The organism is Mesorhizobium kamtschaticum (assembly GCF_056174585.1).
In genome coordinates this window covers 97,586-120,202 of sequence record NZ_CM149691.1, presented here as the reverse complement: position 1 = coordinate 120,202, position 22,617 = coordinate 97,586, and the positions used below count along the sequence as shown (strand labels likewise).

General features: G+C 59.8%; 25 protein-coding genes and 1 pseudogene. 15 read left to right on the top strand and 11 right to left on the bottom strand.

The window, feature by feature from the left end; translation table 11 throughout:
• Positions 1-108 precede the first annotated feature (108 nt).
• A pseudogene (locus AC0V7N_RS00615) lies at positions 109-270 on the top strand (IS91 family transposase); the annotation flags it as partial.
• 535 nt (positions 271-805) lie between these two features.
• Here AC0V7N_RS00615 and AC0V7N_RS00610 read toward each other — a convergent pair.
• Positions 806-3,379 (bottom strand): caspase family protein, encoded by a 2,574-nt coding sequence (locus tag AC0V7N_RS00610; protein ID WP_475453801.1) that lies wholly within the window; start codon positions 3,377-3,379, stop codon positions 806-808.
• 398 nt (positions 3,380-3,777) lie between these two features.
• Between AC0V7N_RS00610 and AC0V7N_RS00605 the strand changes: the two genes are divergently transcribed.
• The gene (locus tag AC0V7N_RS00605) at positions 3,778-5,199 is read left to right on the top strand and encodes a CHASE2 domain-containing protein (RefSeq protein WP_475460135.1); all 1,422 of its coding nucleotides are present in this window, start codon (positions 3,778-3,780) and stop codon (positions 5,197-5,199) included.
• Positions 5,200-5,291: 92 nt separating this feature from the next.
• The gene (locus tag AC0V7N_RS00600; protein WP_475453799.1) at positions 5,292-6,185 is read left to right on the top strand and encodes a hypothetical protein; all 894 of its coding nucleotides are present in this window, start codon (positions 5,292-5,294) and stop codon (positions 6,183-6,185) included.
• Between the two features lie 228 nt (positions 6,186-6,413).
• On the opposite strand, the gene AC0V7N_RS00595 is transcribed toward AC0V7N_RS00600, so the two are convergent.
• Both AC0V7N_RS00595 and AC0V7N_RS00590 read right to left on the bottom strand, forming a co-directional pair.
• Positions 6,414-8,885: a caspase family protein gene (locus AC0V7N_RS00595; RefSeq protein ID WP_475453797.1), complete on the bottom strand. Its 2,472-nt coding sequence runs from the start codon at positions 8,883-8,885 to the stop codon at positions 6,414-6,416.
• A gap of 616 nt (positions 8,886-9,501) precedes the next feature.
• A complete protein-coding gene (locus tag AC0V7N_RS00590; RefSeq protein WP_475453796.1) occupies positions 9,502-9,888 on the bottom strand; it encodes a hypothetical protein in 387 nt (128 codons plus the stop codon).
• 213 nt (positions 9,889-10,101) lie between these two features.
• On the opposite strand from AC0V7N_RS00590, the gene AC0V7N_RS00585 reads away from it, so the two are divergent.
• Entirely contained in the window at positions 10,102-11,010 is a 909-nt protein-coding gene (locus AC0V7N_RS00585; protein WP_475453794.1) for a S1 family peptidase, read from the top strand.
• Positions 11,011-11,503: 493 nt separating this feature from the next.
• Here the strand turns inward: AC0V7N_RS00585 and AC0V7N_RS00580 are convergent, their stop codons facing one another.
• Positions 11,504-11,683 carry a hypothetical protein gene (locus tag AC0V7N_RS00580; RefSeq protein WP_475453793.1) on the bottom strand — a complete coding sequence of 60 codons (180 nt, stop codon included), beginning with the start codon at positions 11,681-11,683 and terminating at the stop codon, positions 11,504-11,506.
• Positions 11,684-12,003: 320 nt separating this feature from the next.
• Between AC0V7N_RS00580 and AC0V7N_RS00575 the strand changes: the two genes are divergently transcribed.
• A complete protein-coding gene (locus tag AC0V7N_RS00575; protein ID WP_475453791.1) occupies positions 12,004-12,378 on the top strand; it encodes a response regulator in 375 nt (124 codons plus the stop codon).
• 49 nt (positions 12,379-12,427) lie between these two features.
• On the opposite strand, the gene AC0V7N_RS00570 is transcribed toward AC0V7N_RS00575, so the two are convergent.
• Entirely contained in the window at positions 12,428-12,907 is a 480-nt protein-coding gene (locus AC0V7N_RS00570; protein WP_475453789.1) for a DUF982 domain-containing protein, read from the bottom strand.
• 99 nt (positions 12,908-13,006) lie between these two features.
• Between AC0V7N_RS00570 and AC0V7N_RS00565 the strand changes: the two genes are divergently transcribed.
• Complete coding sequence (locus tag AC0V7N_RS00565) at positions 13,007-13,192, top strand: hypothetical protein (RefSeq protein ID WP_475453788.1); 186 nt, start codon at positions 13,007-13,009, stop codon at positions 13,190-13,192.
• Positions 13,193-13,249: 57 nt separating this feature from the next.
• Positions 13,250-14,539 (top strand): NRAMP family divalent metal transporter, encoded by a 1,290-nt coding sequence (locus tag AC0V7N_RS00560; protein WP_475453786.1) that lies wholly within the window; start codon positions 13,250-13,252, stop codon positions 14,537-14,539.
• Positions 14,540-14,636: 97 nt separating this feature from the next.
• Here the strand turns inward: AC0V7N_RS00560 and AC0V7N_RS00555 are convergent, their stop codons facing one another.
• From AC0V7N_RS00555 to AC0V7N_RS00540, 4 genes are all read right to left on the bottom strand, one after another.
• Positions 14,637-14,801, bottom strand: coding sequence for a hypothetical protein (locus AC0V7N_RS00555; protein WP_475453784.1), 165 nt, complete (start codon positions 14,799-14,801; stop codon positions 14,637-14,639).
• Between the two features lie 20 nt (positions 14,802-14,821).
• Complete coding sequence (locus AC0V7N_RS00550) at positions 14,822-15,214, bottom strand: DUF6894 family protein (RefSeq protein WP_475453783.1); 393 nt, start codon at positions 15,212-15,214, stop codon at positions 14,822-14,824.
• Between the two features lie 175 nt (positions 15,215-15,389).
• Positions 15,390-15,902, bottom strand: a complete 513-nt coding sequence (locus AC0V7N_RS00545; protein ID WP_475460132.1) for a YciE/YciF ferroxidase family protein — start codon at positions 15,900-15,902, stop codon at positions 15,390-15,392.
• 111 nt (positions 15,903-16,013) lie between these two features.
• A complete protein-coding gene (locus AC0V7N_RS00540; RefSeq protein WP_475453781.1) occupies positions 16,014-16,178 on the bottom strand; it encodes a hypothetical protein in 165 nt (54 codons plus the stop codon).
• Between the two features lie 180 nt (positions 16,179-16,358).
• On the opposite strand from AC0V7N_RS00540, the gene AC0V7N_RS00535 reads away from it, so the two are divergent.
• From AC0V7N_RS00535 to AC0V7N_RS00510, 6 genes are all read left to right on the top strand, one after another.
• Positions 16,359-17,216, top strand: a complete 858-nt coding sequence (locus AC0V7N_RS00535; RefSeq protein WP_496627642.1) for an ATP-dependent DNA ligase — start codon at positions 16,359-16,361, stop codon at positions 17,214-17,216.
• A gap of 4 nt (positions 17,217-17,220) precedes the next feature.
• On the top strand, positions 17,221-17,766 hold the full coding sequence (locus AC0V7N_RS00530) for a DUF982 domain-containing protein (protein WP_475453778.1): 546 nt from the start codon (positions 17,221-17,223) through the stop codon (positions 17,764-17,766).
• 5 nt (positions 17,767-17,771) lie between these two features.
• On the top strand, positions 17,772-17,993 hold the full coding sequence (locus AC0V7N_RS00525) for a DUF768 domain-containing protein (RefSeq protein WP_475453776.1): 222 nt from the start codon (positions 17,772-17,774) through the stop codon (positions 17,991-17,993).
• Positions 17,990-18,211: a hypothetical protein gene (locus AC0V7N_RS00520; protein ID WP_475453775.1), complete on the top strand. Its 222-nt coding sequence runs from the start codon at positions 17,990-17,992 to the stop codon at positions 18,209-18,211. Before AC0V7N_RS00525 ends, AC0V7N_RS00520 begins: the two co-directional genes overlap by 4 nt.
• 244 nt (positions 18,212-18,455) lie before the next feature.
• Positions 18,456-18,698: a hypothetical protein gene (locus tag AC0V7N_RS00515; RefSeq protein WP_475453773.1), complete on the top strand. Its 243-nt coding sequence runs from the start codon at positions 18,456-18,458 to the stop codon at positions 18,696-18,698.
• A 122-nt stretch (positions 18,699-18,820) separates the two neighbouring features.
• The gene (locus AC0V7N_RS00510; protein ID WP_475453772.1) at positions 18,821-19,099 is read left to right on the top strand and encodes a sunset domain-containing protein; all 279 of its coding nucleotides are present in this window, start codon (positions 18,821-18,823) and stop codon (positions 19,097-19,099) included.
• Positions 19,100-19,118: 19 nt separating this feature from the next.
• On the opposite strand, the gene AC0V7N_RS00505 is transcribed toward AC0V7N_RS00510, so the two are convergent.
• On the bottom strand, positions 19,119-19,349 hold the full coding sequence (locus AC0V7N_RS00505; RefSeq protein ID WP_475453770.1) for a hypothetical protein: 231 nt from the start codon (positions 19,347-19,349) through the stop codon (positions 19,119-19,121).
• Positions 19,350-19,888: 539 nt separating this feature from the next.
• Here AC0V7N_RS00505 and AC0V7N_RS00500 point away from each other — a divergent pair.
• Together AC0V7N_RS00500 and AC0V7N_RS00495 are read left to right on the top strand one after the other, a co-directional pair.
• Positions 19,889-20,059: a hypothetical protein gene (locus tag AC0V7N_RS00500; RefSeq protein WP_475460689.1), complete on the top strand. Its 171-nt coding sequence runs from the start codon at positions 19,889-19,891 to the stop codon at positions 20,057-20,059.
• 519 nt (positions 20,060-20,578) lie between these two features.
• Entirely contained in the window at positions 20,579-20,770 is a 192-nt protein-coding gene (locus AC0V7N_RS00495; protein ID WP_475453769.1) for a DUF3102 domain-containing protein, read from the top strand.
• Positions 20,771-21,681: 911 nt separating this feature from the next.
• Here the strand turns inward: AC0V7N_RS00495 and AC0V7N_RS00490 are convergent.
• Positions 21,682-22,530, bottom strand: coding sequence for a coiled-coil domain-containing protein (locus AC0V7N_RS00490; RefSeq protein ID WP_475453767.1), 849 nt, complete (start codon positions 22,528-22,530; stop codon positions 21,682-21,684).
• Between the last annotated feature and the right edge of the window lie 87 nt (positions 22,531-22,617).

Genomic DNA, 22,617 nt, shown 5'->3' with positions numbered 1-22,617 from the left:
TGAGCCATTGTCAGTGTTGATCGGTGACGAGCGGCAGCTGTCCGCGAGAGTGCCCTGATACGGCCAAGACGTATGTCCTCATCGGCGTCAGATACCGACGATGCCCACGCTCCGCCGCCCGAAGACGACCCTCCGGAAGAACCGACTGACGTCCGCCCGCCTTGCCCTTGCTGCGGCGGACGCATGGTCATCATCGAGAGGTTCGAACGGTGGTGCCAGCCTCGTGCACCGCCTGCCTCAAGAGCGCCGAACCGGGAGAACGCCCCATGACACGGCATGGCCAAGTTGCTCGTATGACCGCGCCACGCCGGCGCCGGTCAACGGGATGTTATGTGCAAGTTGCCGCAGCGCCGGTCGTCACGCACACCAATCCCGCTGGAATCAACGCTACAGGCTCTGCGACCTGGCCCCGGAAGCCGCTTCCACGAAATGCCCACCGCATCCTATGCGGAGGTTCGCGACAGGCGCTGGCACACCCCGAGGCACAAATCCCCATAGGCAATCGTCTGCGGCCCGCGGGTTCCTGCATGAGAGACTTTCGTACGCCTGACGGCACGCGAAACCCTTCAGCATCTCGGCGGTAGCGGTCAGCCTTGCCGCCGCCTGAAAGCAGACGTTGCCGGCGAAAATGCTAGAGGTCGCATCTGAGCGAATAGTCGAAGCACTCGGCTCCTCAATGCCGGCTTTCTCCCTGAGCGGAGACCCGCTCAGCCGACTTCTGCCGGGAGTCCAAGGCGCAACAGCGCGAGAAGCGTGGCCGTCCAGAGTAGCCTCGATCCCCTCGCGGTAGGTTGAAATGCAATTGCTACTTCAGCGCGGCCAGCGCTTGGTCAATCTCAGCTAGGCGATCCCTGAAAGACCCATCGAATTGGGGGTAGCCGGCCTCACGGTAGAATGTCCTAGCCAGCTGCGTCGCCTGCCGCGCGTCCCGGAGAAGCTTTTCATCCGCCCTATCGCGGCCGAGACCGAACAGCGCTACGCCGAGGCCACCCTGTAGGGAGGCCCATTGCAGAGGCGCGCTCTGACGCGTCCATTCCTTCAAAGCCTCCTGATAGGATGCAATTCCGGCCTCAATGGTCGCGTCGTTTCCGGAGCGCTGGCCGGTTATCACAAGGGTGTGCCCCAAATTGTTGTGCGCGGTTGCCCAGTTGAAGGGCTCGCGCGCGCGCGTCCATTCTTCCAGCGCGCTGCGATAGGCGTCGGCCGCCAGCTCCAGGCTTTGCGTGCCTGGCTCTCTCTGACCAAGCGAGCTGAGCGCATTGCCCAAATTGTTCTGGCCCGCAGCCCACCAGAGAGGCACGCGCTCACGAGTGTTTTCGCTGAGTGCAGCGGTATAGGCTTGTACGGCCTGTTGCAGGAAATCGCTGCCATCCAGCCGATCGCCAATCGCCCATAGCGCACTGCCGAGGCTATCCTGGACCGCAGCCCAGGAGAGTGGGTCGAGGTCGCGAGTCAGCGTCGTCAGGACGTCCTCATAGGCATTGACGGCCTCGTGCAACCGGTCGGGCTCATTGCCACGCAGGCCGATCCAGGCCACCGCGTCAGCCTCGCCCCGGCGTGCCAGCGCCCATTTGAGAGGTTGCTGCGCCCGCGAAATGACCTGCTGGGCGGAGCGGAAAGCCACGGCCGCCTGCTGATATTGCTCTGGTCCGCTCTTGCGCGTTCCAAGCGATATCAACGTAGTGCCGAGATTGGATTGGGCCTCTGCCCAGAGCGAAGGATCGACCTGTTTGATACCGCTGGAGACGATGTTGGAGAAGATGCCTACGGCCTGCTCCAATGACGCGGAGTCGCTCTGGCGCTCCCCATACATATACATCGCCAGGCCGAAATCGTTCTGGGTCATTACCAATTGCGGTGTCTGGTGATCCTGGGGAAGCAGTTTGGCGGCTTCGACAAATGTTTGCATCGAGGCTTGCAGGGCATTGTTGTCGCCGCGAAACGTACCGTAATCGCGGATGGCATTGGCTTCAGCCAGCTTGTAATGCCAGGCGAGGCCGGTGTCCCATTTCTTCACCTGTTCGAACGCCTTGCGGTAGTCGTCGGCGGCCTTCATCTGCTGGAAGGCGAGGAAATAGGTATCGCCGCTGCGGCTGTAGACTTCGGCGAATTCGATCCGCCTGGTTTTCACGTCGGCCTCGGCCCGATCGACGGTTTTGGACAGTTGCGCGACGCGCGCCTTGGCCTGTTGCTGAAACTGGATCGCCGCTGTCACCGCACCGTCGGCAAGCGCCTTTTCGGCGAGATCCGACAGGCGCACGATGTCCACGTCGGTGCTCTTCAGCGCCCGCCGTTCCGCAATGATGGTCTTGAGATGCTCGGTCTGATCGCGCAGCAGTCGGTCCAGCTCGCGCGGATCGCTGGGCACATCGGTGCCAAGTGCCGCAAGCAGACCATAGAGCGTGCCGAGTGGGACGGCTTCTGAATTGGCGGCGGCTTCGACGATACGCCTGGTGTCAGGAGGCGTCGTGGCGATGGTGAGCAGCAGCTTGCGGTGCTCGCCGCGGATGGCGGCATCGTCACCCGTCGCCTGTTCCGGCGACAGGCCGAAATAGAGCAGCCGGCGCAGGCTGGCATTGATCCATGGCCGCTGGCGGCCGCCGGTCTGTACATAAACCTCTTCGGCCACCATCGTCATCACATCGCCGAAAGCAAAGCCGCCAGCGGCAAGATGTTTCAGCAGGGCCGCTGCATAGGGGCTGTTGCCGCCAGCATCGCCGTCGAGCGCGGCGTGGCCGGGTTCGGCGGCAAAGCCGATCACCTCGCCCAGGCTCTGCGGTGCATCAGTGGTATCGGCAAGAGCCGCAGCTCCGCGCGTCAGGTTGAGCCCGGCGGCGGCGACGGGCGCCGGGCCGGAGGCCGTGGTGATGGTTGCGCCTGGCGGGAACGGATTGGTGCGACAGGCATCGAGCAGCACGATGGCGACGGGAACCTTGGCCTTCAACTCGGCCAGCAGGCCAGACAAGGGTACGAGGGTTTTGCCGGCGTCAGTGAGAGACGATGGATCGGCACTGACTGGCACCAGATAGTTCTCGCCACCGGCTTCGATGCCATGTCCTGAATAGTAGAGCAGCGCCACATCGGCGCCCGCAGCGTCCTCGACGAAGCGTTGCAGGCTCCGGTCGAGTTTGGCCTTGTCGCCGTCGGTGACCGAGGTGACGTCGAAGCCGAGTTCGCCCAGGAGCCGGTCGACAGCACGGGCGTCGTTGGCCGGGTTGGGCAGAGCGGGTAAATTATCGTAGCGGGACTCGCCGATGACCAAGGCCACGCCGCGCATCGGCCTGGCGTCACCGGCGTCGGCTGGAGACGCATATGAAATCATGGCGAAGAACAGCGCCAGCAGCACCGCGAATATGCTCCCGCAATGCCTGCTGCCCATCCTCATCCTTCCGCCCGAGAGATCCAAATCCGCCCCATGCTAATGCGTCGACGCTGGCGGCTCAATGGCGCAAACTCAGTGGGACTTAGACATAGACGGCGGACCTGCCGAACCGATAATCCTTCTACCGAAGTCTTCGACCGCCGTCGTCAAGCCTTCACCTTGCAACCAAACCATCCACCCGTCAGTTCGCTGGAGACCTTATCAGCCAATTGACTCGCGGTTGGCGTGAACTCATGATTTATCGTTAGATTTGAGCATGCCGCCGACCTCCAAATCCAAGAAACCAGATCGACGTGAACAACGAACCAAGCTCGCATCCATGGCAGAACTTGTTGCTGGCATTTGCAATAGAGTGGCTATTGCTGTGCGCGTTGGCGCTTGTGGTCAGTCTGGCGATGACCGCGCTGCGGCATGTCGAGGCCGTGCGGTCGCTCGACCGCAGCGTATCCGACGTTATCATGCGCGAACTTGCACGGGAACGGCTGGCCGATGTCCAGTCGGAGAAGAGCGTACGCTACGTCTTTATCAATGTCGGTGAGGCGACGTGTCGTATCTGGGCCAAGGCTCGCGGTGAGGCCTGCGCAACCGGCTTCGCGACGCCTCGCGACGAACTCGTCGAGATGCTGAAGGCGCTTGCTAGCGCCAATGCTGGCCGAACTCCGATGAAGCTTGTGGTGCTCGACGTCGAGCTCGCGCCACAGGTGGGTGACAAAGCGAGCGACACCGACAAGCTGCTGTGCGCCGAGACATATTCGATCGCGAAGTCGATCCCCGTATTGGCCGTGCGGCCGGTGGTAAGCGAAGCCTCGAATCCGGCACGGCCGGTTGCCCAGGCCTATCCATCCATTTTCGACGACTCCAAATGCAGTCCCGATGCTTCGCCATCGTCACATCCGGATCTCTGGTTTGCGTCCCCGCTGCTCCAACCCGATCCGGACAATGTCGTGCGCTCGGTCTATGCCTGGCACCTGATACGCGGGGATACGCCCGCGGCGGCGCGGCGCATTTCCGGCTTTGGACTGCTTGGCGCCGCGCTGATGGACGCAAAAGTCGACCGAAGCGGTCTTGCATGTCTGTTTCCGGCGTCGCGTCCCGGATCGAGCGCAAAGTGCGAAGCCAAACCCCTCAATGTGGCTAACCACGTTTACGAGCCGTCGGACAATGACGACTTGTCGGTCCTGCGGATTCTGTTTTCGCTGCCGTCGGATCCGGGCAGCGCAGTTACCGCCGCCTACAGCTATGCGCCATTCGTCTTCCAGACTATCGAAGCTGATGAACTGCAACAGCGTCTGAGCGAGAACCCGTCGCTGCTGGACGGGGCTGTCGTCGTCATCGGCGGCGGCTACGCCGCCTCCGGGGATCTGCATGCGACACCTCTGGGGCTGCGCATGCCAGGCGCGATGGTGCACGCCAACGCCATCCGGGCGATCGCCTCTGGAACCTTGGTCGACGAGTATGAAGGCTGGGCCTGGGAGCTGCTGCTGATCGGCCTTGCCAGTTCGATCGGCGCCGTCTTCCATGTCGCCGGCCATCAAGCACACGAGCGGCTGCAATCGCCTGTCAACCACATCGCCAAACTCGTCCTGGCCGCGCTCGCGATTGTCGTCACCATCCTTGCGGTATTTTTTCTTGGCGCCGTTCATGCATTCTCCAGCCTAGCGGCCGGAACGGCCATAGCGGTCATGTCGCCGATCATTGCCGTTGCCTTCGAGGGAATGTCCTCTATCCTGCAGGTCATCCGAGAGGCGCTTTCCGCGGCTCTGACCTGGGTGGAGGCGATTGGAAGCCGCCCGCATATTCCGCCGGCTAGCGAGTGAATTCTGCAGACGGGCCGCGAGGGGGCAGAATGGCGTGTGACAAGCGGTGCGAAGTACGCCGGAAGTTCGAGCGGTTCGCCTTGGGCACCGCAATGGCTGTCGCCGTGGCCCTGTCCTGTGTGCAAGCTGCCTTGGGGCAGGACGAGAAACCACCACTTTGTGAATGTGGCCCCGACACCCGTGCAAGCGTGATCAAGGTCGAACGGCAGGCCGGCGCTGAGACATGGCTCAGCGTCGAACGCGGCCCCGATGCACAGCCGGCAAAGGCCGGCTGTTTCCTGCAGCCGGGCGATATCGTGCGCCCTGGCGCCGGCGTGAGCGCAGAGATCAACATGCCGGACAACACCGTGCGTTCGGTCAAGTTTCCCGATGTCGTGGAAATACCCGAGGTCCCCGTGATCGGCAGGTTTCAGCGCCTCCTGGACTTTACGCTTGGTATCATCGGCAAGGATTGGCAAGAGACGCGCGATATGGCAGCTGCCATTGTCGGCGACACTCGCGAGACGATACCCTCTCAATATCTGATTATGCCGGGCGTCTATGCCGTTGGCGAGCAGTCGATCGACCCCAGCCATACGCTTTCCATCCGCTGGGTCGGCAGCACGGCGCCCTATTCGATTACCATGGTCAAGGAACATGGCGGCGCCGCGAAAGTGCTGGACGTCACAAATGATCGTCACGCGAACCTGACGATGTCCAGCGTGGCACCAGGCGTCTACACACTCGAGATCAAAGGTGCCAACGGCATATCCCTCGAGCTGCCTGTCCGCCTTGTGGCCGCCGAGGATGTCCCGGTGCTTGAAGGCGCCACCATCGACGAGCCGTCGAGCCAGGAGTATCGGGTCGAAGAGGCTTTATTCCTTCTTCGGCGCGCGCCCTCGACATGGCGAGTGGAAGCCATCTCGCGGTTGCTGGTTCTGGCCAGTGAGAACCAGGATTTCTTTGCTCAAGCCATTGTTGGCCTGGAAAACATCACCAGGAAATAGGCTGCCATGGCGTCAGACAACTGAGGACATGCCCAGAATCCGACGTTTCGCGGACGGGTAAGTGTGTTCGTTCGGTTTGCGCCTGATGTCGGCCGTTCAAGTTAGCCTTACCAAAGCCAGTAAGCAGACAGTGCCGGCGACCACGCCAGAGATTGCGGGCTCGCCGCAAGTTGACTCCTACCTGCTAGGTATTCAACGTCGTGAGTTACCCAAGAGCGGTCGGAGTCATCAGCGCGCGCTCTGAACGGCCTGCCGCGTCAGATCGATCCAAGACTGATAGGCTGGAGGCAAGGCGCCTACCGCTTTGAGCTGTAGCAGAATGTCCAGCGCGGCCTGGTAGTGCGCGCGGCGATTCTCGCCTGCATCGCCTAGCTTCTTGTGATAGAGCGCCAGCGCCATCTGCGCAAAGACATTTCTTGGATCCGAATGCACCAGCGCTGTCTGCTCTTCAAGAGCATTATGATAGGCATCGTACGCGCATTTCACGTCTCGAACGGCCGCGCAGGCATCGCCCAGGCCGCCATTGCCGATTGCCGCGAGCTTTAGCCATTCGCCTTTCTTATCCCTTGCATTTGGACCAATAAAAGCGACTGCCCGCCGGTACGTCGCGACAGCTCCGAGCACGTCGCCGGTCGCCAACTGTGCAGCGGCGAGTTGGCTCGTCGCCGCCGCGTAGGCCCTGGCGAAATCGTCGTTGTTCGGATCGTTTTCGATGTCCTGCCGAGCGATCTCCTCGCCTTGCTGAAATTCGGCAGCGGCTTCCTGGTTCCGGCGCAGGTGCAGCAATGTCAGACCGACGCGCAGATGCATCACCACCAGGTCCTGATTGAAGGTGTTGGGCGGCGCCAGCGCCACCGCTTCCTCCAGCGTCTTCAAACCGTCCTGGTATGCTGGCAGCGCGGCTTGCGAATTGCCGACGCTACCAACGAGATCGCCCAGGCTCATTTGAGCCACAGCCAGTTCCCTTCGATGGATAGGACTGTTCGGCTCCAACGCGATGAGCGCGCGAGACACTTGCGCGGCCTGCTGGTGCAGCCTTTCAGCCTCCGCGAGATTTCCTCGGTCCGTCTCCAGAAGCGCGATACCATGGAGGCTTGCGCCAAGGTCGTTTTCCCACTGTGCGTTGTGCGGGTCCGCCCCGACGAGACGCTGCATAACCACGAGGCTGGAGTTGTAGGCATCGTACGCTTTGTCGGCCTGGCCGCTGTCGCGCAAGCTGTTGGCCAGGCGTACGAGCGCGGCCGACCATTCACGCTGTCCACTCAGGTTGCGCGGGTCTCGACGGACACGACTTTCGCCTGTCTGCACTGCGTGCTGATAGGCGGTCAGCGCGTCCTTTGCATTGCCCACCGTCGCCAGGGTCTGGCCAAGATAGAACTGAACCATCATCTTGTTTCTCAGGCCGCCGTCCGATAGTGCGGTGTCTGTCAGGTCGTCGAACAGAACTGAGGCGGCGCGGTAGTCCTCGATCGCCAGTTGGTACTTCAACGATACCAGCGAGCCGCCGGCACGCAAGGACAGCGAAGCTACCTGGCTAAGCGTGCGCTCGATGAAATTCGCCTTGAGCTTGTCGCGCGAGGCGGCGTCGATGCCGATGGCCTTGCCGAAGGCGGCGCGCGCAGCATCGAACTCACCAAGGGTGAGTTTGTTTTCCGCCTCTGCGCGCTGGCGCACCACATCGGGATCGTCGGACGCCAGCGTCTTTAAATCGTTTCGCGTCTTCACGAACGCATCGGCGGCTTGGCCCAGCTGAGCAACCTGGTCGGCCCTGGCCGCTTGGGCGAGTCCGCTTTCGATAGCCGCGCCATAGAGGGGTGCCAACGGCATGTCGTGCCCCGCCGCGATCGTTTCGATCTCTGTACGCAGGTCCGGGGTAATGTCGGCCATGGCGAGCAGCAAACGCTCGCGTTCCGGCAGCGGCTTGTCCGACTTCTCGGCGAAGAACAGCTGCGGCAGGCCGTTCTCGATATAGGGCAGCTGCTTGCCACGCGTCTGGTCATAGACTTCCTGTTGCACCAGGGTCAGCACCGAGCGGATCTCAAGTCCCTCGGTGCCGAGATACTTGGTCAGCGCCGCGTTGAACGGCGAATGCTCGCCATCACCATCCGCAGCCGTCTCCCCCGGAGCGGCTGAAAAGGCGAACAGCACGTTCTCCGCGCGCCCAACCCGGCCGAGGCCTGGCTTCACGCTGCCGGCCACTCTCTTGGCGATGGCAACGGCCGAACGGCCCGAGCCATCCCCGGCGCCGAACGGGTCATCACGGCATGCGTCGAGAATGACCAGCCCGACCTTGGCGATCGAGGTCACGGTGTCACGCACCTCGTTCAACGGCAAGGTGGTCGCCTTCAACGAGTCGAGAGATGACACATCCGTATCGGTCGGAAGAAGCCGGTTGTCGCCGTCGATCTCAGCGCCGTGGCCGGCGAAATAGACCAGGGCGACATCGGAACCAGCGGCATCTTGCCTGAAATCCTTGAGTGCGCGGCGCGTGCGGCGCAGGTCCTTGTCGATCTCCAGCGTCACGTCGAAACCGAGCGCCCGCAGCGCATCCTTCATCGCCGTGGCGTCAGCCACCGTGTTCTTCAATTCGCGCACCGACTGGTACTTGCCGTCGCCGAGGACCAGCGCGCTGCGCTTCTCGGCCATCGCCGCCGCCGGCAACACCACAACCAACAGCATAATCAGAAGGAATCGGAACATCGTCAAACCCTGCCGAGAGCATCGTTCCCCGCAGTGTGGCGGGGGCAAGGACGCGAACTCTTTGGGCGGAATATTTTACGGGTGGCAGTCCGTTATAGGTTGGCGGTCGATCATGAACCATACCCGGTAGTCTGTTAGCCCCGTAATGGATCAGCAGCTACCTTCGGCTTGCTTTACTTTCGGCCCGAAGGTGACGGCAATCGTACGTATATGACCGGCTGCTTTGCGCCTCATCTCGGTCGTAGAGTTCAATTTGCGGTTACCCGACAGCAAAAATCTCCGGCGACCCGCTGAAGGTTCCGGTTGCGCCACACGCGGTCGTCGCGCTTCGACGGTGTCACCTCAGGGTGTACGCCTCATATCGTTGCGCTCACGCCGCAGCTGCGTCACTTTGTTTGTCGGTCCGAACCAGAAGGACGGCCTCATACGGGCGCTCTCATGGCGGCAAGCAATTGCAAGAGGTAGGAAGTTCCGAGTAACACGATCCCGAGGCTGAGCGGAGGCCGCCATCTTGTTGGGAAATCGACATCGCTATCCACAAATCGCGCTTCAATCTCGAAGTACCGCCTAACTTCCGGAACAAGCTCTGACTGGATTGCTAAATAATCGTTTACCGTCAGAGGTTTATAAGCCATACCCTCAGCTGTAAAAATGAAAGAAGCTCCCTTAGTGATTTAGGAAGTGCGCTATCGGCAATGTCGAGATTCTTTCCAATGCGGTTCGCCATCTCGTCATTTAAACCATAGCCTCTCACCATTTTGCTGACGAACTGAGAGTTTACAATATTAAAGGATCTTCCACAGTCTTCAGGTCTGATCTGACTTTTTTTCAACAGCTTGTCTTGCTGAGCTATAAATGGCACCTCCAATCCAGCCTTGGCCATAGCCAAGGCTCTGCGAGCGCGGTGTAAACCGATTTCCGGCCACAGATCATAAGCGGTTATGAAGAATCCCATAGCCCCCAGCAGACTACTACCAAGAGTTAATACTTCCTTTGGCGTCATGGTTATCTCCAAAAGGATAGGCCAACAGAGTTGCAGCCGTGGAATGCCAGCGGGCGCTGGTTCGGGAGCCGGAGGAGAGGCCTCCCGCGTAGACACAATGCATTCCATGCTGATGTGAGCAAACAATAAAGATGAGGTAGAGCTATTGCCCCATGCAATTCTGACCCTGCATGTTTATTTAAGGCTGTCTATCCACCTTTGTTGAGGGCACGAATGCGGCGACCGCGTCTCTCCATTTTCCCGTTGGATAAGCCTTTCGAGGAACAGAGGCCGGACACGCCTCTGTCTGAAATCGGGCTCCGATTGGTGCTCAACTTGTCTTCAGACACTCCATTGGTGCTCGGCACGGCTACGGTCGTCGCAGGTTCACTCGCCATCACTGCGAAACACGTATTTGAGGATGTGATTGGCCCCCAAGATTTTAATTTCTCTGATTCTCCACGTGCGACTGAAGCCAATCTCGTAGCACTTCAAGTCGTCCTCGCTGGGTCTGAGGTGCAGTATTGGATTTGGGACGTGGTTCAAGCTGTGCTCGACCCAATTTCTGACCTTGCCGTGCTTCACCTTACGTCAAATCCGCATACAAGCCACCCAGAGCGACCGCACCATTTTAAACAGTTGAGACTTTCCCCGTTTCCGCCAATTGTCGGAGAGACGATCGCCGCATTCGGCTATCGCAAGGGGAAAGTCGAGGTTTCCAGAAACGTAGCCGGCGGGTTGCAACTCAACCTGACGGACGAGCCAATGGTGAGCGTAGGGCAGGTACGCGAGATTTTTGAATGGCGTCGCGATTCCGTGACAATCCCGTTCCCATGTTATCAGGCCAGCACCCGTTTCGACGGAGGAATGAGCGGCGGTCCCGTCTTTGACGAGAGCGGGGCGCTCTGTGGCATCGTCTGTTCTAACTATGACGGTTCACACTTTGAGGGCGAACCAATTTCTTATGTGACGACGCTTTGGCCCATCTTTCGGCTTATCATAGGCGCCGATCGAGGGGATCATTATCCTAGGGGTGTCAGGTATCCAATTATCGATCTTGCTCGAGGTGGGCAGATAGTGGTCGATGATCTCATGCGCTTAGAAGCGTGGTTCGCAGCCCACGTTCTACCACATTCCGACTAGCTTACCCGCGCGTCTACTTCGTATAGCCAAGGCCTGACCACAGGTTGTGATCGCAACCAGCGAGGACATCGATACGGTCAGGAGCTTTGTGGCTAGCCTAGACTAGCTTCGGCTTTTGGTCGTCACGAGGCCGCTTCGCACCATTCCACGACCTTGCGATATCTGTGTTGGAATGCCCGCTATTCGCTTGCGGACGCCAGAAGCTGCCAGTCCGGTACGGCCCAAAATGAGACTCTAGACAAATTGAGGGCAGGGGACCCTCCGTGGCGCAAACGAGATAGAAGTTCCGAACAGTTACCGCTGTTCGCGAAACGGTCGTTTTCCGTACACAGGCGGCTAGCGGATAGCCCCGCCATCACCTGCGGCCCGGCCACCTACGGCACCACTAAATTCGTCAACGGCCGTCCCTATCACTGTCGGCCATGACGGGGAGGGCGCCTCAAGCGTAAACACGATATTGCGATTTTGTGGAGTAGAGTCCGTCCCGTCCACTCTATCGATGGCCCTGGCGAAAGATTATCCGGGCCTCCCGGAGCAGGGAATTGCGGTCGGTGCCCAGCATGCTGATGAGGCCTCGCGCCTGCTCCTCGGTGATACCGGTTTCCTTGGCCAGGTGAATTGCGAGCTTATCGCGCTCCGTCATGCGGGAGCCGTCGCCTTTGTCGTCGCCCATGGTGAGTTGTCCCTTCTCACTTGGCATCTATCCCTCAAGCTCGAGCGCAACGGCGTGCACTGTATTTCGTTCCTCGCCCCTTGCGGAATGAAAGGGTGCCCCTGCACCCCTGCCTGACCGGCGAGGTCCGGGGGGTAGCCACTGCAAGAGGGTTAGGTGCGGCCGCACGCGATGCCGAGGCTTGGCCCTCTTGCGGATGCCGCGGGCCCCTTAGCAGGAGCCGAAAAACCACTTGATTCACCCCTTGCGTGCGATAGCGTATCGACCTACCTACCGCCAAAAAAGCGCCGTTCGTTTGTCCCACATTTCGGGGTAATTCTATGGACACCGAGACCGCTGTTTCTGTCGTTCTTTTGGAAGATGAGCCGCTGATCGCGATCGACATTGAAGACCAGCTTCAAAGCGCGGGCTTCAACGTCGTGCAAGTCCTGACTACCTGCGCCGACGCTTTGGAGTGGCTGCAAAACCACTCTCCCGACATAGCCATCCTCGACCTAGAACTGCGCGACGGAGCCTGCGATGCAGTTGCGCATATGCTCATGGATCGCAATATTCCGTTCATCATCCATTCGGGCATTTTACCCCAGCTTCATGACCCGATTTTTCTCAGTGGTCAGTGGGTGATGAAACCCAGTGCACCGGAGGAACTTGCCAAAGCCATTTATGTGGCCCTCGGGCAGCCAGCCTCGTTTTGAGCACGCGAGGCGAATCCCCTTGCGCTTGTGAGCCCACATGGCCAGCATCTCAATGCTGGGCTTTCAAACTCCTCGCTTCTCTCAGCAGCGACGCCCAGTCAATGCCTATCATGTTAATCAGCTCGCGGGCTTGCACCTCCGTAATGCCCGTTTCGCGTGCCAAGAATCTGACCAGAAACTCCTCTTCCTCCACCATGCGAGCACGCTCCCGCCGCTTCTGGTCACCCGGTGACGGCGGCGCGCCCCGAAGGTCGCTCGGCTGCTCCAGATCCGCATCTTCATTCTCGTCCTTCACTGCCAAGCCAGCTTCCCTGGCTGCCGCCAGGAAGGCGCGTCGGGCATTCTCGACGTCGTCGGTCGAGGCTAGTCGCCCGGTACAGGCCCGGAGCGCTGCGCGATATCGCGGCCCATGTTCTTCGGGCCAACGCTCCATCATAAATACGGCGGCCTGCGACACGCTGGTCAACCTCCGGAACTCGCCTGGCTTTGACTCGACGATCAGCGGAACGTCGAAAAAGGCGTCGTTCATGAACAGCACCCCTTCGGATTGATGAAGCGAACGAAAGTGCACGAAAATCGTTCCAGTGAGTGGCGGACGCTGCGCGACGTCAAACGTTGTGGAGGACTCGTGACCCCGCTGCAGAAAGTGATTTTTTTGACCGGGGCTGGTGTGGCAATCGCGCTGGCCAGTACCGTGAGCGTCCTGATCTTGGAGCGGACATTTCCCGGCTACCCCAACCTTACCATTGCCGGACCCATGCTTTGCGCCGGTTCCGCCCTGATTTTTTGCAAATGGTTCTATGGCAGGCTGTGAGTGGAGCTTTTCCCCACATGCGGAGTTACTAACGTAATTGGGGCAGGGGAGGCGTTCATGAGCACGAAACCAAGTAAGTCGGTCGTTGGACCTTCAAAGCCACGGCTGCTCGGCGTCCTCGGTCCTGGCCTTATTACGGGTGCCTCTGACGATGATCCGAGCGGCATCGCTACCTATTCTCAGGCTGGCGCTCAGTTCGGGTTCGGCCTGGCCTGGACGATGCTGTTCAGCTATCCGCTGATGTCGGTCGTACAGGAAATTAGCGCCCGCATCGGCCGCACCACCGGGCGCGGTATCGCCGGCAACATGCGCGAGTATTATCCAAACTGGCTGCTGCAGTCGGTCGTCGTGCTGCTGCTCATCGCCAACATCATCAACATCGGCGCCGATCTCGGTGCCATGGGCGATGCCCTGAAACTCATCATCGGCGGCCCCGCGCTGCTCTACGTCATCCTGTTTGGCGCCGTTTCCGTCGTGCTGCAGGTGTTCCTTAAATATAGCCGTTATGTCTCCATCCTGAAGTGGCTTACCCTGTCGCTATTCGCCTATTTCGGCACGGTCCTGTTCGTGCATGTGCCGTGGGGCGAGGTCGCCCAAGGCTTGTTCATCCCCAAATTCAAGCTTGATGCATCGTTCTGGACGGCTGTGGTCGCAATTTTTGGCACCACCATCAGCCCTTACCTTTTCTTCTGGCAGGCGTCGCAAGAAGTCGAAGACCAAAAGGCCAAGCCCAAGCGCGAGCCGTTGAAGAAAGCACCTGAGCAGGCGCAGAATGCCATCGAGCGTATACGGCTCGATACCTATGTCGGCATGGCATTTTCCAACATCGTCGCCCTTGCCATCATGATCACAGCTGGCGCCACCCTTCACGCCAAGGGCATTACCGACATCGAGTCCACCAGCCAGGCCGCCGAAGCCCTGCGGCCGGTCGCTGGTGAATTCGCGTTTGCCATTTTCGCTCTCGGGGTTATCGGGACGGGACTGCTCGCCATCCCCGTCCTTGCCGGTTCGGCAGGCTACGCCCTCGGCGAGGCGCGGAAGTGGCCTGTCGGCCTCGAACGTGAGCCGCTGGCAGCCAAGGCGTTTTATACGACGATTGCCCTCGCAACGATCATTGGCGTGTGCCTCAATTTCACGCCGATCAACCCTTTCAAAGCACTCTACTGGAGCGCCGTTGTCAACGGCATCGTCGCTGTGCCGGTCATGGCGGTGATGATGCTGATGACCGCGCGCAGCGACGTCATGGGCAAGGTGACTGTTCCTTTGGTCATGCGTATCATTGGCTGGATTGCCACAGCCGTGATGGCAGCAGCGGCATTGGTGATGATTGTCCAACTTTTCATGTAGGCGCTCGTAAGCGGGCCGAGAAAGCAATCCTCGCGCAGGCGTAGGCGATTAGCACCAACCAATCTCGGGCAGGGGGACACCGCCCTAGGCGGCCGCGTCATTTCTTCTTTGCAGCTGCTGCATGGTTTTGTCCCGTTGGCGCCTTGGCCTTTGCATCCTTTGAATGCGCAGCGATGGCAGGGCCGGCACCGGTCTTCTTGCGCATGTCACCTGACTTTTCAGGAGCAGCTTTTTTGCCAAATAGTTTCGCGAAGAATCCCATGTCATCCTCCCATGGCGTCGTCAGACGCGGACTGCAATTCTGAATAGTCTATTGATGCCACGATCGTACCATGGGCATCGCGCGCGCACGGCCCAACCAGTTGGCGACCTGTTATTGTCAAGGGCATCACGCCATAGATCTTCGGCCGACCTGAGGACTTCCTCTTCGACCGCCCCAAGGTGAGGCAGCTTGATACCGGGCAGTTGGCGGACCACTCCATCCTCCTGATATTCAAGTGTGTAGCTGTCGGCGTCGACGGGCACATTAGAGTTCTGCGCAGCGGGTTCAGGACTTTCCTGTGGCGCTGCCGTCTCCAAGCCAAAGGTCGCTACCTGCACCAGCACCGACTTGGCGACGTCCACGAGCTGGTCGTCGGTTCGCGCAGTCTCGCCAGCTGCGAGCGTGACCCGCACTTGTTCACCTCCTTCGCCTTGGAATTCAACCAGATGGGCTTCCCGACCTTGCAGCACGCGGGTGGTCGATAATTTCCATGATCTTCTCCTTTCGTGTTGGCTTGGATTGACTTGAGCCCCGGCGATCGATCGCCAGGGCTCGGGAAGTTACGAGAGCAGGTGAGTACAAGCTCCGTTAAGCAGCCTCGGCGGCCACGTTCACGGCCGACTCAGCAAGCGCGGTCAACGCTTCATCTGTCGCCTTTTCTTCGCCCAGCGTGAGGTTGAGGATCGACACAGCTTCATCCAGGCCGAGTTCGCTCGCCCAGGTCTTCATGGACCCGTAGCGCGAGATCTCATAATACTCGACTGCCTGTGCAACGGCCAGCAGGCCGGCATCCAGGGCAGGAGAGCCCTTATATTCTTCCATAATCTCGGCGCCTTCATCGGTGACGCCGACAATGGCGGCGCAGGTCTTGGCCTGCGGCTTCTTGCCAATCACTTCGAAAACTTCCTCGAGGCGGGCGACGTGTTCCTGGGTTTCGCCGTGATGTTTTTCAAACGCCGCCTTCAAATCGGGGCTCTGCGCGGCCTTCGCCATCTTCGGCAGGGTCGCGAGGATCTTCTTCTCGGCGAAATAGATGTCCTTCAGCGTGTCGTGGAACAGTTCGCTTAGGCCCTTGTTGGAGGCCGCTTTGGTCGTCGCGATAGTTGTGTCTCCCTTGTTGAGCCTCGACGCGAGGCGCACAGGAAACTTCGATCTGGGCAAGTGGTTCCAGTGCTGGAGTGAGGGGCCGGAGCGGGACTCCGGAGCCCATGATCAGTCGAGCTTCAGCCGGTCGGACAGGCACTTTGCTGCCTTCTGGCCAAGCGCTTCCTTGAACGCGGCAGCCGCAGCATCGCAGCGCTCTCTGGAAGGCCCATTAATCATCAAAACGATTTGCGCGGATTTGGCGGTCAGTCCATGCCTGGCCGCAAATTCCATGACGTCTTACCGGCCGTCACCCTCCGTAGGCTTCCTACTTTGCATCATCCCCTCCATGCAGCGGCTCGGCGTGTTTACGCGTAACCTGCGTGAGTGTCACTTACCCACGAGATACTGGCTTTGGTGTTTAGGAACCATCTCAGCTCATTCTAATTGAATCGCCGTTTTGCGAGTCAGTTTATGCGTCTGAAGTTCGTCCCGTCACTGATGCCGACCCTTGTTGAGCAGCCTCCGGAAGGCGACGACTGGATTCACGAAGTCAAGTTCGACGGCTACCGCTCCCAATTGATCATCGACGTAGACGGCACGCGGATCTACACCCGCAACGGCCACGACTGGACGGCGAAGTACCGTAACCTGGTGGAAGAGGCGAAGAGCCTTGGTGCTGACAGCGCAATTATCGACGGCGAGATCATCGTTTTCAACACAGCCGGCCTGTCCGACTTCGGCGAATTGCGCCAGGCGATCTCGCGCCGCCAGCAGGACCTTTACTTCGTCGCCTTTGATCTGCTCCACCTGAATGGCCATGACCTGCGCGATATGACGCTCGAAGAGAGGCGCGAGATACTTCACAGCATGATCGAGCCCGGCGGGCGAATCCAGTTTAGCGAGCCTCTGCCGGGTGACGCGACGGCCATATTTCACCTCCTGGACCAGGCCGGGCTCGAGGGGATGGTCTCCAAACGCCGCGACAGCAGATACCGCAGCGGTCCGTCGATGAACTGGCTGAAGGCCAAGTGCTACGCGATCGACGAATACAAACTCCTGGGGGTCGAGCGTGAGCCGGGGAAGCCGGCCTTCGCGCTAATGGCTGACCGTGCAACAGGGAAATATATCGGTTCAGCCTTCATCAATTCGAGCCGTGAGATCCGTGAGCGCCTGTGGAAGCGGGTCCAGGAGCACGTTGGTCCGGCTCCCAAGGGCATGAAGCGACCGGCGACGCAATGGGTCAAGCCGGGCATCATCGGCCGCGTGAAGCACTTGCGCGGCGAGGAGGATTTGCGGCACGCTTCGTTGCAGGATTTTCGCGAGGAATGATAAGATGAGCGGCGCGGCGTGGATGGAACGAGTTGTCGTTTCCTTCGTTCGCTTGGACATCGAGGGCCAAGGCATGCGCGATCCGTTCTTTGGGGAACCCGTGATCATTGAGGCGGCGACGCCGGGCGCGTTTCGCACAATCGTCAGCGTGTCTGAGGCGGCGATTTTTATGATGGAGCGATGGCCCGCCGAGCACGGGACGCTCTACCGAGCTGCACTGCAAGCCTGTACAGGTCAGATCAATACCTCAGAAGAGATCGAAATGGCCCGCCAGGCCTTTCTCGCTGCGGTACAAGAAGCCGGCATGGTGGTCTTGCAATCTGAACCAAGGCCACAGGCAACGCGTAGAACTCCATCAAATCTAAACTCAGTTGGAAACGGTAAGCGGAAGAACCGGGCGCGGATGGAAGAAGAGGAGGCCTTTCTTGTCCGGTTCCTCGCGCGCGAGACGGGAATTACCGAGGCGCAGGCCAGAGAACTCATCAACGTGGTTGGCACCGACCGTTCGTCCTTGCTCCGCGAGGCCAGGCTATTGAAGGGGCAACATTAGGCCAAATGAGCACACGCGGCATCAACTTCCTGGATCAATGGATTGCCACCAACGTCCCTGAGACGACGAAAGCTGATGTCATCTCGGTTGACGAGCTTACCAACCAGCTGTTGGCCGACGCCGGAGCGATCGGTATCAAGCGCATAGAGATAGACGAGGAAGTCGACAGCCTCTACCGCACGATCCTCGATGCTATCGTGCACTACGACCCGGGACTGCCCGAATGAGCGCCCGTGGGTTGGACTTCCTCAACAATTGGGTGGCGGAACATTTGCCGATTGCCAGAACAGGCGACCCAATCGCCGCCAGCGACTTGGCAGATCAAATGATGAAAGCCGCCCAGGAAGCAGGGATCAAGCCTGACGAGATCAATGAAGAGGTCTGGAGCGTTTTCGAAGTCATCTTCGAGGCGTTGCATCGACGCGACGGCAGCCGAACGGGTTGATCGTTCCCAGTCCGTTCCGAGATGTGATGGTTTATGCACAGATTCGACGCACCCCATAAAACTGTCAGGGTGTGATTAAGGTCTCGCTCACGGACCAAGCGCATCATCGCCATGTGGCCATCTCCATGGCCCTGTCCCTACGCTTTAGCCCGACGCCAAACCCTCGGCGGCGGGCTTTTTATTGACTGGCAGTGCAGCAGTAGGAATATTGTCCTTGGGTGGGGCGACTCTCAAAGGTGTCGCAATGGCTAGGTCAAAACCGTCAAAGCAATTATCGGAGGCTGAAATCGAGCGCTTTCTGGCGGCAGCGGAAGCGCTGCACCTAAGCATCATCAAGCCGTTCATTTCGCCACACTGCGACCACTACCGGGCAACGCGTGTCCTGCATGAGGCGCTGTTGGGGGCAGTGCGGGAAGTGACCGGGAAGGAAGTCCCGTTCATCCATTGGAGCACCACGGGACCGGTTAGGCCGCCTACGGCTGGGTAACGCCCGACTGGACTCCTAGCGGCGTTAGCCGCATTCTTCCCGAGGGAGAGGGGTTATGGGCCTCCAAGGGCAAAAGGCAGCCTAAGAGACGGCGTAGACGTTCGCTATTGGAGCGGCGGGCGTTGATCCCGATCTTGCTTTGTGGCGTTGCTGGAGCGAGCTACCTCATACCGCAAGCCGAACAGCATTCCCTCCCTACCGTTCATCGACAGGGCGGCTCCGGCGCGCCGGATGGGTGCAACATCAAAGGCAATATCAGCGTCGAGACAGGCGAGCGCATTTATCACATGCCAGGTCAACGCTATTACGATGAGACGGTCGTCAATCCAGCCAAGGGCGAGCGCTGGTTTTGTCCGCAATGGCAAGCGTGGTGGGCAGGCTGGCGGAAGGCTAAGGTGTAGCCATTCCCCTACGGCTGGGTCAGCCGGCGCGCCGCTCGAAATCAGTGCGCCTTGCCTGCATCTCTGCCAGCAAATCAGCTTCGTTGACTACGCCGCGTTGAAAGACAGATATCACAACGGTCGCCAGCGCTTCGGCGTCGCTGGAAGCGTAATCCCATCTGCAATCGGCGCATATTTTATCGAACACGCGCTGGCAGATTGCCAAGTCTTCCGGACTCAGGAACTGGCTTTGGGAAATCCGACTAAGCATCTCAACGCCTCACAGGGCGAGAGTGCGATATGTCTCTCAATCAGCGAAGCCCTTGGCCTGATCGCCGATACATCATTGTACGCTTCCGACAGTCGGTTAGCGAGTCATTCCGAAAGGAACCTGTAACGGTAAGTTGCGTTGTGTCGCCTAGGGACAACTTTGATGAGCGACGAGCAACGGAAGCCACCGGGTGCAGCGGACGGTGTGGTCCGCAGGTTGGTCAGTGAGACTGGCATTACTGAAGATCAAGCCCGGGAGCTTATCGACTTCCTTGGGCTCAATTGGGCATCGCTGTTGCGGGAGGCCCGCATTCTGGCTGGAAAACGGTAGCCACCTGACATCCCCCGTCGGGTTAGGTGGCCAGTGCCGATTGCCGACGAAAGCTTGTTGCCCAACAAATTGCGAGATTGACGGAACATTAGCTACTCCTAAATGTTGTGCTGGTTGGTGTCCTCCATCGCCCTGACCGACGATCGGGCCTCCGATCGGCCTACGCGCCTCTGGCCGAGAGCGCGGGCTTCCACCACTGGATAGGGGAAGTGATGATCAACGACCCGGCATCCACCTACATCGTGAGAGTGTTCGAGACGCCAAATTGGCGCACCGTTCTGACCACCAAGGACATGGCCAAGGCGCTGGTCTGGGCGAGAGAGATCGGCGACAAGGTGAGAGTCGAGGAGATCACGCCGAAGGTGAAAGAGAAGTGCTAGCGCCGGGCGGACGGAACACTTACCGATTGGCTAGACGGCTATGCCGCTCGAACATCGCTAGCTTCTGCGAATAAGTCATCCGCACTTTTGCGTTGCACCCTTCGCATCTGAAGTGCGCGATTGTTCTTAGCGCGGAGCCCTTCCTTACGGTCGGATGCGAGCAGTACGGACAATCGAATGTGAACGTAACATCACACAAGTTCTCGGCTAGACCCATTGTCGCCCCCTTCGCCAGCGCTCCGGCCCTAAGTCTGGCTAGTCTGAAGGAGCAATTAAGATGCCAATCCAATAGTGCCAAAGCGGGACGAGACCAATTTGGTTCCAAGTAGGGGCACGTGTGCCGATTTCCGGGGAAAGGCCGGCGCCCTCTCTGGAGGTTACCCGAATGGCGCCGGCCAAGACGGTCCTCTTCAGGTCCGCCGCACCTCAAGACATAGCTGAGTCGTTACGTTGCGTCAGGTATCGGTAAGCCCTCTTTGCGGCGGTATGCGCAAAGATCAAGCAACGTTGAGCCCAAGGATGCCGGATAATCGCGCGATGCCCCGACAGCATATGTCCGTCGAGCAAAAGCTCGCCATCGGCCGCCGGCTGCTCGCGGCTCAGGCGTCATTGCCCCACGGCCACTTCGGCCCATGGCTGGAGAAACAAGAGGGCCTGTCGCCAGTGATGGCTTCGCAGTGCATGTCGCTGGCCAAAGGGCAAGATCAGTGAGATGGAAAAGCCCGCGCGGAGTATCACTCCGGCACAACATAAGATCCGTTGCTCTGCCCGAGGCCGCGGGGTTTTTTGCGTTAGTCCCCGTCGCCATCATCCGGGTCATTTTGTGGCATGGTCAGCGGACGGGCAGCCGTCAGGCGCAGACTATAATACCGCGGTTACCCTTCCCCCCGCATCGAGGCGACAGCTGACTTTCGCTTGGCGGACTTCGATGCCGCCCTGTCTGGCGTTGTAGTCTATTCGCACCTTGATCGGCGCGATCAGTGCACCTCGACGTTGGCGCAACGGACCAGCACTTACCGCGTAAACACGCGCGGCGCCAAGGGGCGTCGCAGAAGACAAAATCGCCGCGCGGCAGGCGCTCACGACTGCAGGCGGCGTCCCGGGTATCGCTTTCAGCGATGCCAGGGGGCCAAATGGATAGCCCTTCGTGACCCGCCCGAGCTCGCCGCGATCCGCGCTGGAAGGCCTGAGGGTGGGTGGCAGGTCCATGTTTTGTGTCGCGCTCGTGGCCGAAGGAATGGCAGTATTGTCTGGGGCGGGGCTGCCGACAGTACCCGCCGGCGCGGCGGTGCCGATACCTGTCGATAGACCTCCGCTTGCGCTACCGAGGTTGCCGCCAGTATCAACGCCTACGCCGAGTGACCCGCTGCCGGTGCTGACCGATCCCCCAACGGTTGTTCCGCCCACTCCGCCAGCGCTCGCCCCCACCCCCACAGAGGCGCCTTGCGAACCGGCGCCCAATCCCGCACCGACCCCGAGACCGCCGACCTTACCGCCAGCACCCACGTCAAGGGCCGAGGCAGGTCCAACCGCGATTCCGATCATCAATGCGGCTGCCACGTATTTACACATTACGAAACTCCTCCTGCATACGTTTACTTCGTAGCTGCCCTCTTAGCCTCCTAGCGAGGGCCTGGCGGGGTTGGGAGCAATGCGTCGGGAAGAGGGATGGTCGCCACCAGAACCCGTTTCGATGATTTTTGGACCTTCAATTTGTGTTTTTCCTGCAACCCCGGTTGAAGGGCCGGTTGGCTGCTTAAGCCTGCGGGTGCACCTGCGGCGGCACGCACTTTCGGCGGTCGATCCGCACGCGAAGTACGACGCTCACTTTGGGCCTTGACGATATCAATTGCCTTACGCGCAGCGCTTAGCTCATCGGCCATACCGATAACCTTTTGGCGCTCTTGCTCCAAAGCAGCGCGCAACTCTACCGAACCCTGCTTTGCGGCGTCGCGCTCCTGCCGAGAACTGTCGAGATCACGTGCTGCAGCGTCCGCGCGTGCGCGTTCCAATTCGAGTGCATGGTTAGCTCCCGTTAAGGCGGCTTCGGCCGCCTGCCGGTCCCTTACCGCATTGGCCCACTCGACCGCAGCCCGATCTGCGCTTGTCTTGTTAGCATCGCTAGTTTGGCGTACTGTGCCGAGTTCGTGTTCGGAGAGCTCAGCCTTGTGCCGCTCCTCATCGAGAGCGCGGTTATCCTCAGCCAGAGATACTTCCAATGTGTGACGCGCTTCATCCGCGAGAACGGCTTTGGCTTTGAGCTCTTCTACAGCCTGTTGCGCAACCCCCAGATCCAGCGCCAGTGCATCGCCTCGTTTGCGTTGCTGTTCCAGGAGGCGTGCTTGCTCGGCTGCTGTGTTGGTCATTGTACGCACCCGCACGTCCGCGACCCCTGCGGCGCGCTGCATCACGTCCAATTTCGCCTTTACCGCCCCCAATTCGCCGTGCGCTGCAACGAGTTGCTGCTGCATTTCGGCGCCCTTGTCTGCCGGAGTTACCAGCCACAACATAAATGCGCATAACGGGATAGAGCACCACCTCCAGTGCTGCATGCTCAA

What these genes read in the sequence shown, in the direction of transcription:
- AC0V7N_RS00490 (WP_475453767.1), bottom strand. Translation starts at nt 22,530, where the DNA reads ATGCAGCAGCAACTCGTTGCAGCGCACGGCGAATTGGGGGCGGTAAAG.
- AC0V7N_RS00515 (WP_475453773.1), top strand. Translation starts at nt 18,456, where the DNA reads ATGGCTAGGTCAAAACCGTCAAAGCAATTATCGGAGGCTGAAATCGAG.
- AC0V7N_RS00535 (WP_496627642.1), top strand. Translation starts at nt 16,359, where the DNA reads ATGCGTCTGAAGTTCGTCCCGTCACTGATGCCGACCCTTGTTGAGCAG.
- AC0V7N_RS00580 (WP_475453793.1), bottom strand. Translation starts at nt 11,683, where the DNA reads ATGGGCGACGACAAAGGCGACGGCTCCCGCATGACGGAGCGCGATAAG.
- AC0V7N_RS00585 (WP_475453794.1), top strand. Translation starts at nt 10,102, where the DNA reads ATGCGGCGACCGCGTCTCTCCATTTTCCCGTTGGATAAGCCTTTCGAG.
- AC0V7N_RS00560 (WP_475453786.1), top strand. Translation starts at nt 13,250, where the DNA reads ATGAGCACGAAACCAAGTAAGTCGGTCGTTGGACCTTCAAAGCCACGG.
- AC0V7N_RS00530 (WP_475453778.1), top strand. Translation starts at nt 17,221, where the DNA reads ATGAGCGGCGCGGCGTGGATGGAACGAGTTGTCGTTTCCTTCGTTCGC.
- AC0V7N_RS00570 (WP_475453789.1), bottom strand. Translation starts at nt 12,907, where the DNA reads ATGAACGACGCCTTTTTCGACGTTCCGCTGATCGTCGAGTCAAAGCCA.
- AC0V7N_RS00610 (WP_475453801.1), bottom strand. Translation starts at nt 3,379, where the DNA reads ATGGGCAGCAGGCATTGCGGGAGCATATTCGCGGTGCTGCTGGCGCTG.
- AC0V7N_RS00495 (WP_475453769.1), top strand. Translation starts at nt 20,579, where the DNA reads ATGCCGGATAATCGCGCGATGCCCCGACAGCATATGTCCGTCGAGCAA.
- AC0V7N_RS00595 (WP_475453797.1), bottom strand. Translation starts at nt 8,885, where the DNA reads ATGTTCCGATTCCTTCTGATTATGCTGTTGGTTGTGGTGTTGCCGGCG.
- AC0V7N_RS00555 (WP_475453784.1), bottom strand. Translation starts at nt 14,801, where the DNA reads ATGGGATTCTTCGCGAAACTATTTGGCAAAAAAGCTGCTCCTGAAAAG.
- AC0V7N_RS00525 (WP_475453776.1), top strand. Translation starts at nt 17,772, where the DNA reads ATGAGCACACGCGGCATCAACTTCCTGGATCAATGGATTGCCACCAAC.
- AC0V7N_RS00605 (WP_475460135.1), top strand. Translation starts at nt 3,778, where the DNA reads ATGACCGCGCTGCGGCATGTCGAGGCCGTGCGGTCGCTCGACCGCAGC.
- AC0V7N_RS00520 (WP_475453775.1), top strand. Translation starts at nt 17,990, where the DNA reads ATGAGCGCCCGTGGGTTGGACTTCCTCAACAATTGGGTGGCGGAACAT.
- AC0V7N_RS00540 (WP_475453781.1), bottom strand. Translation starts at nt 16,178, where the DNA reads ATGGAATTTGCGGCCAGGCATGGACTGACCGCCAAATCCGCGCAAATC.
- AC0V7N_RS00600 (WP_475453799.1), top strand. Translation starts at nt 5,292, where the DNA reads ATGGCTGTCGCCGTGGCCCTGTCCTGTGTGCAAGCTGCCTTGGGGCAG.
- AC0V7N_RS00575 (WP_475453791.1), top strand. Translation starts at nt 12,004, where the DNA reads ATGGACACCGAGACCGCTGTTTCTGTCGTTCTTTTGGAAGATGAGCCG.
- AC0V7N_RS00505 (WP_475453770.1), bottom strand. Translation starts at nt 19,349, where the DNA reads ATGCTTAGTCGGATTTCCCAAAGCCAGTTCCTGAGTCCGGAAGACTTG.
- AC0V7N_RS00590 (WP_475453796.1), bottom strand. Translation starts at nt 9,888, where the DNA reads ATGACGCCAAAGGAAGTATTAACTCTTGGTAGTAGTCTGCTGGGGGCT.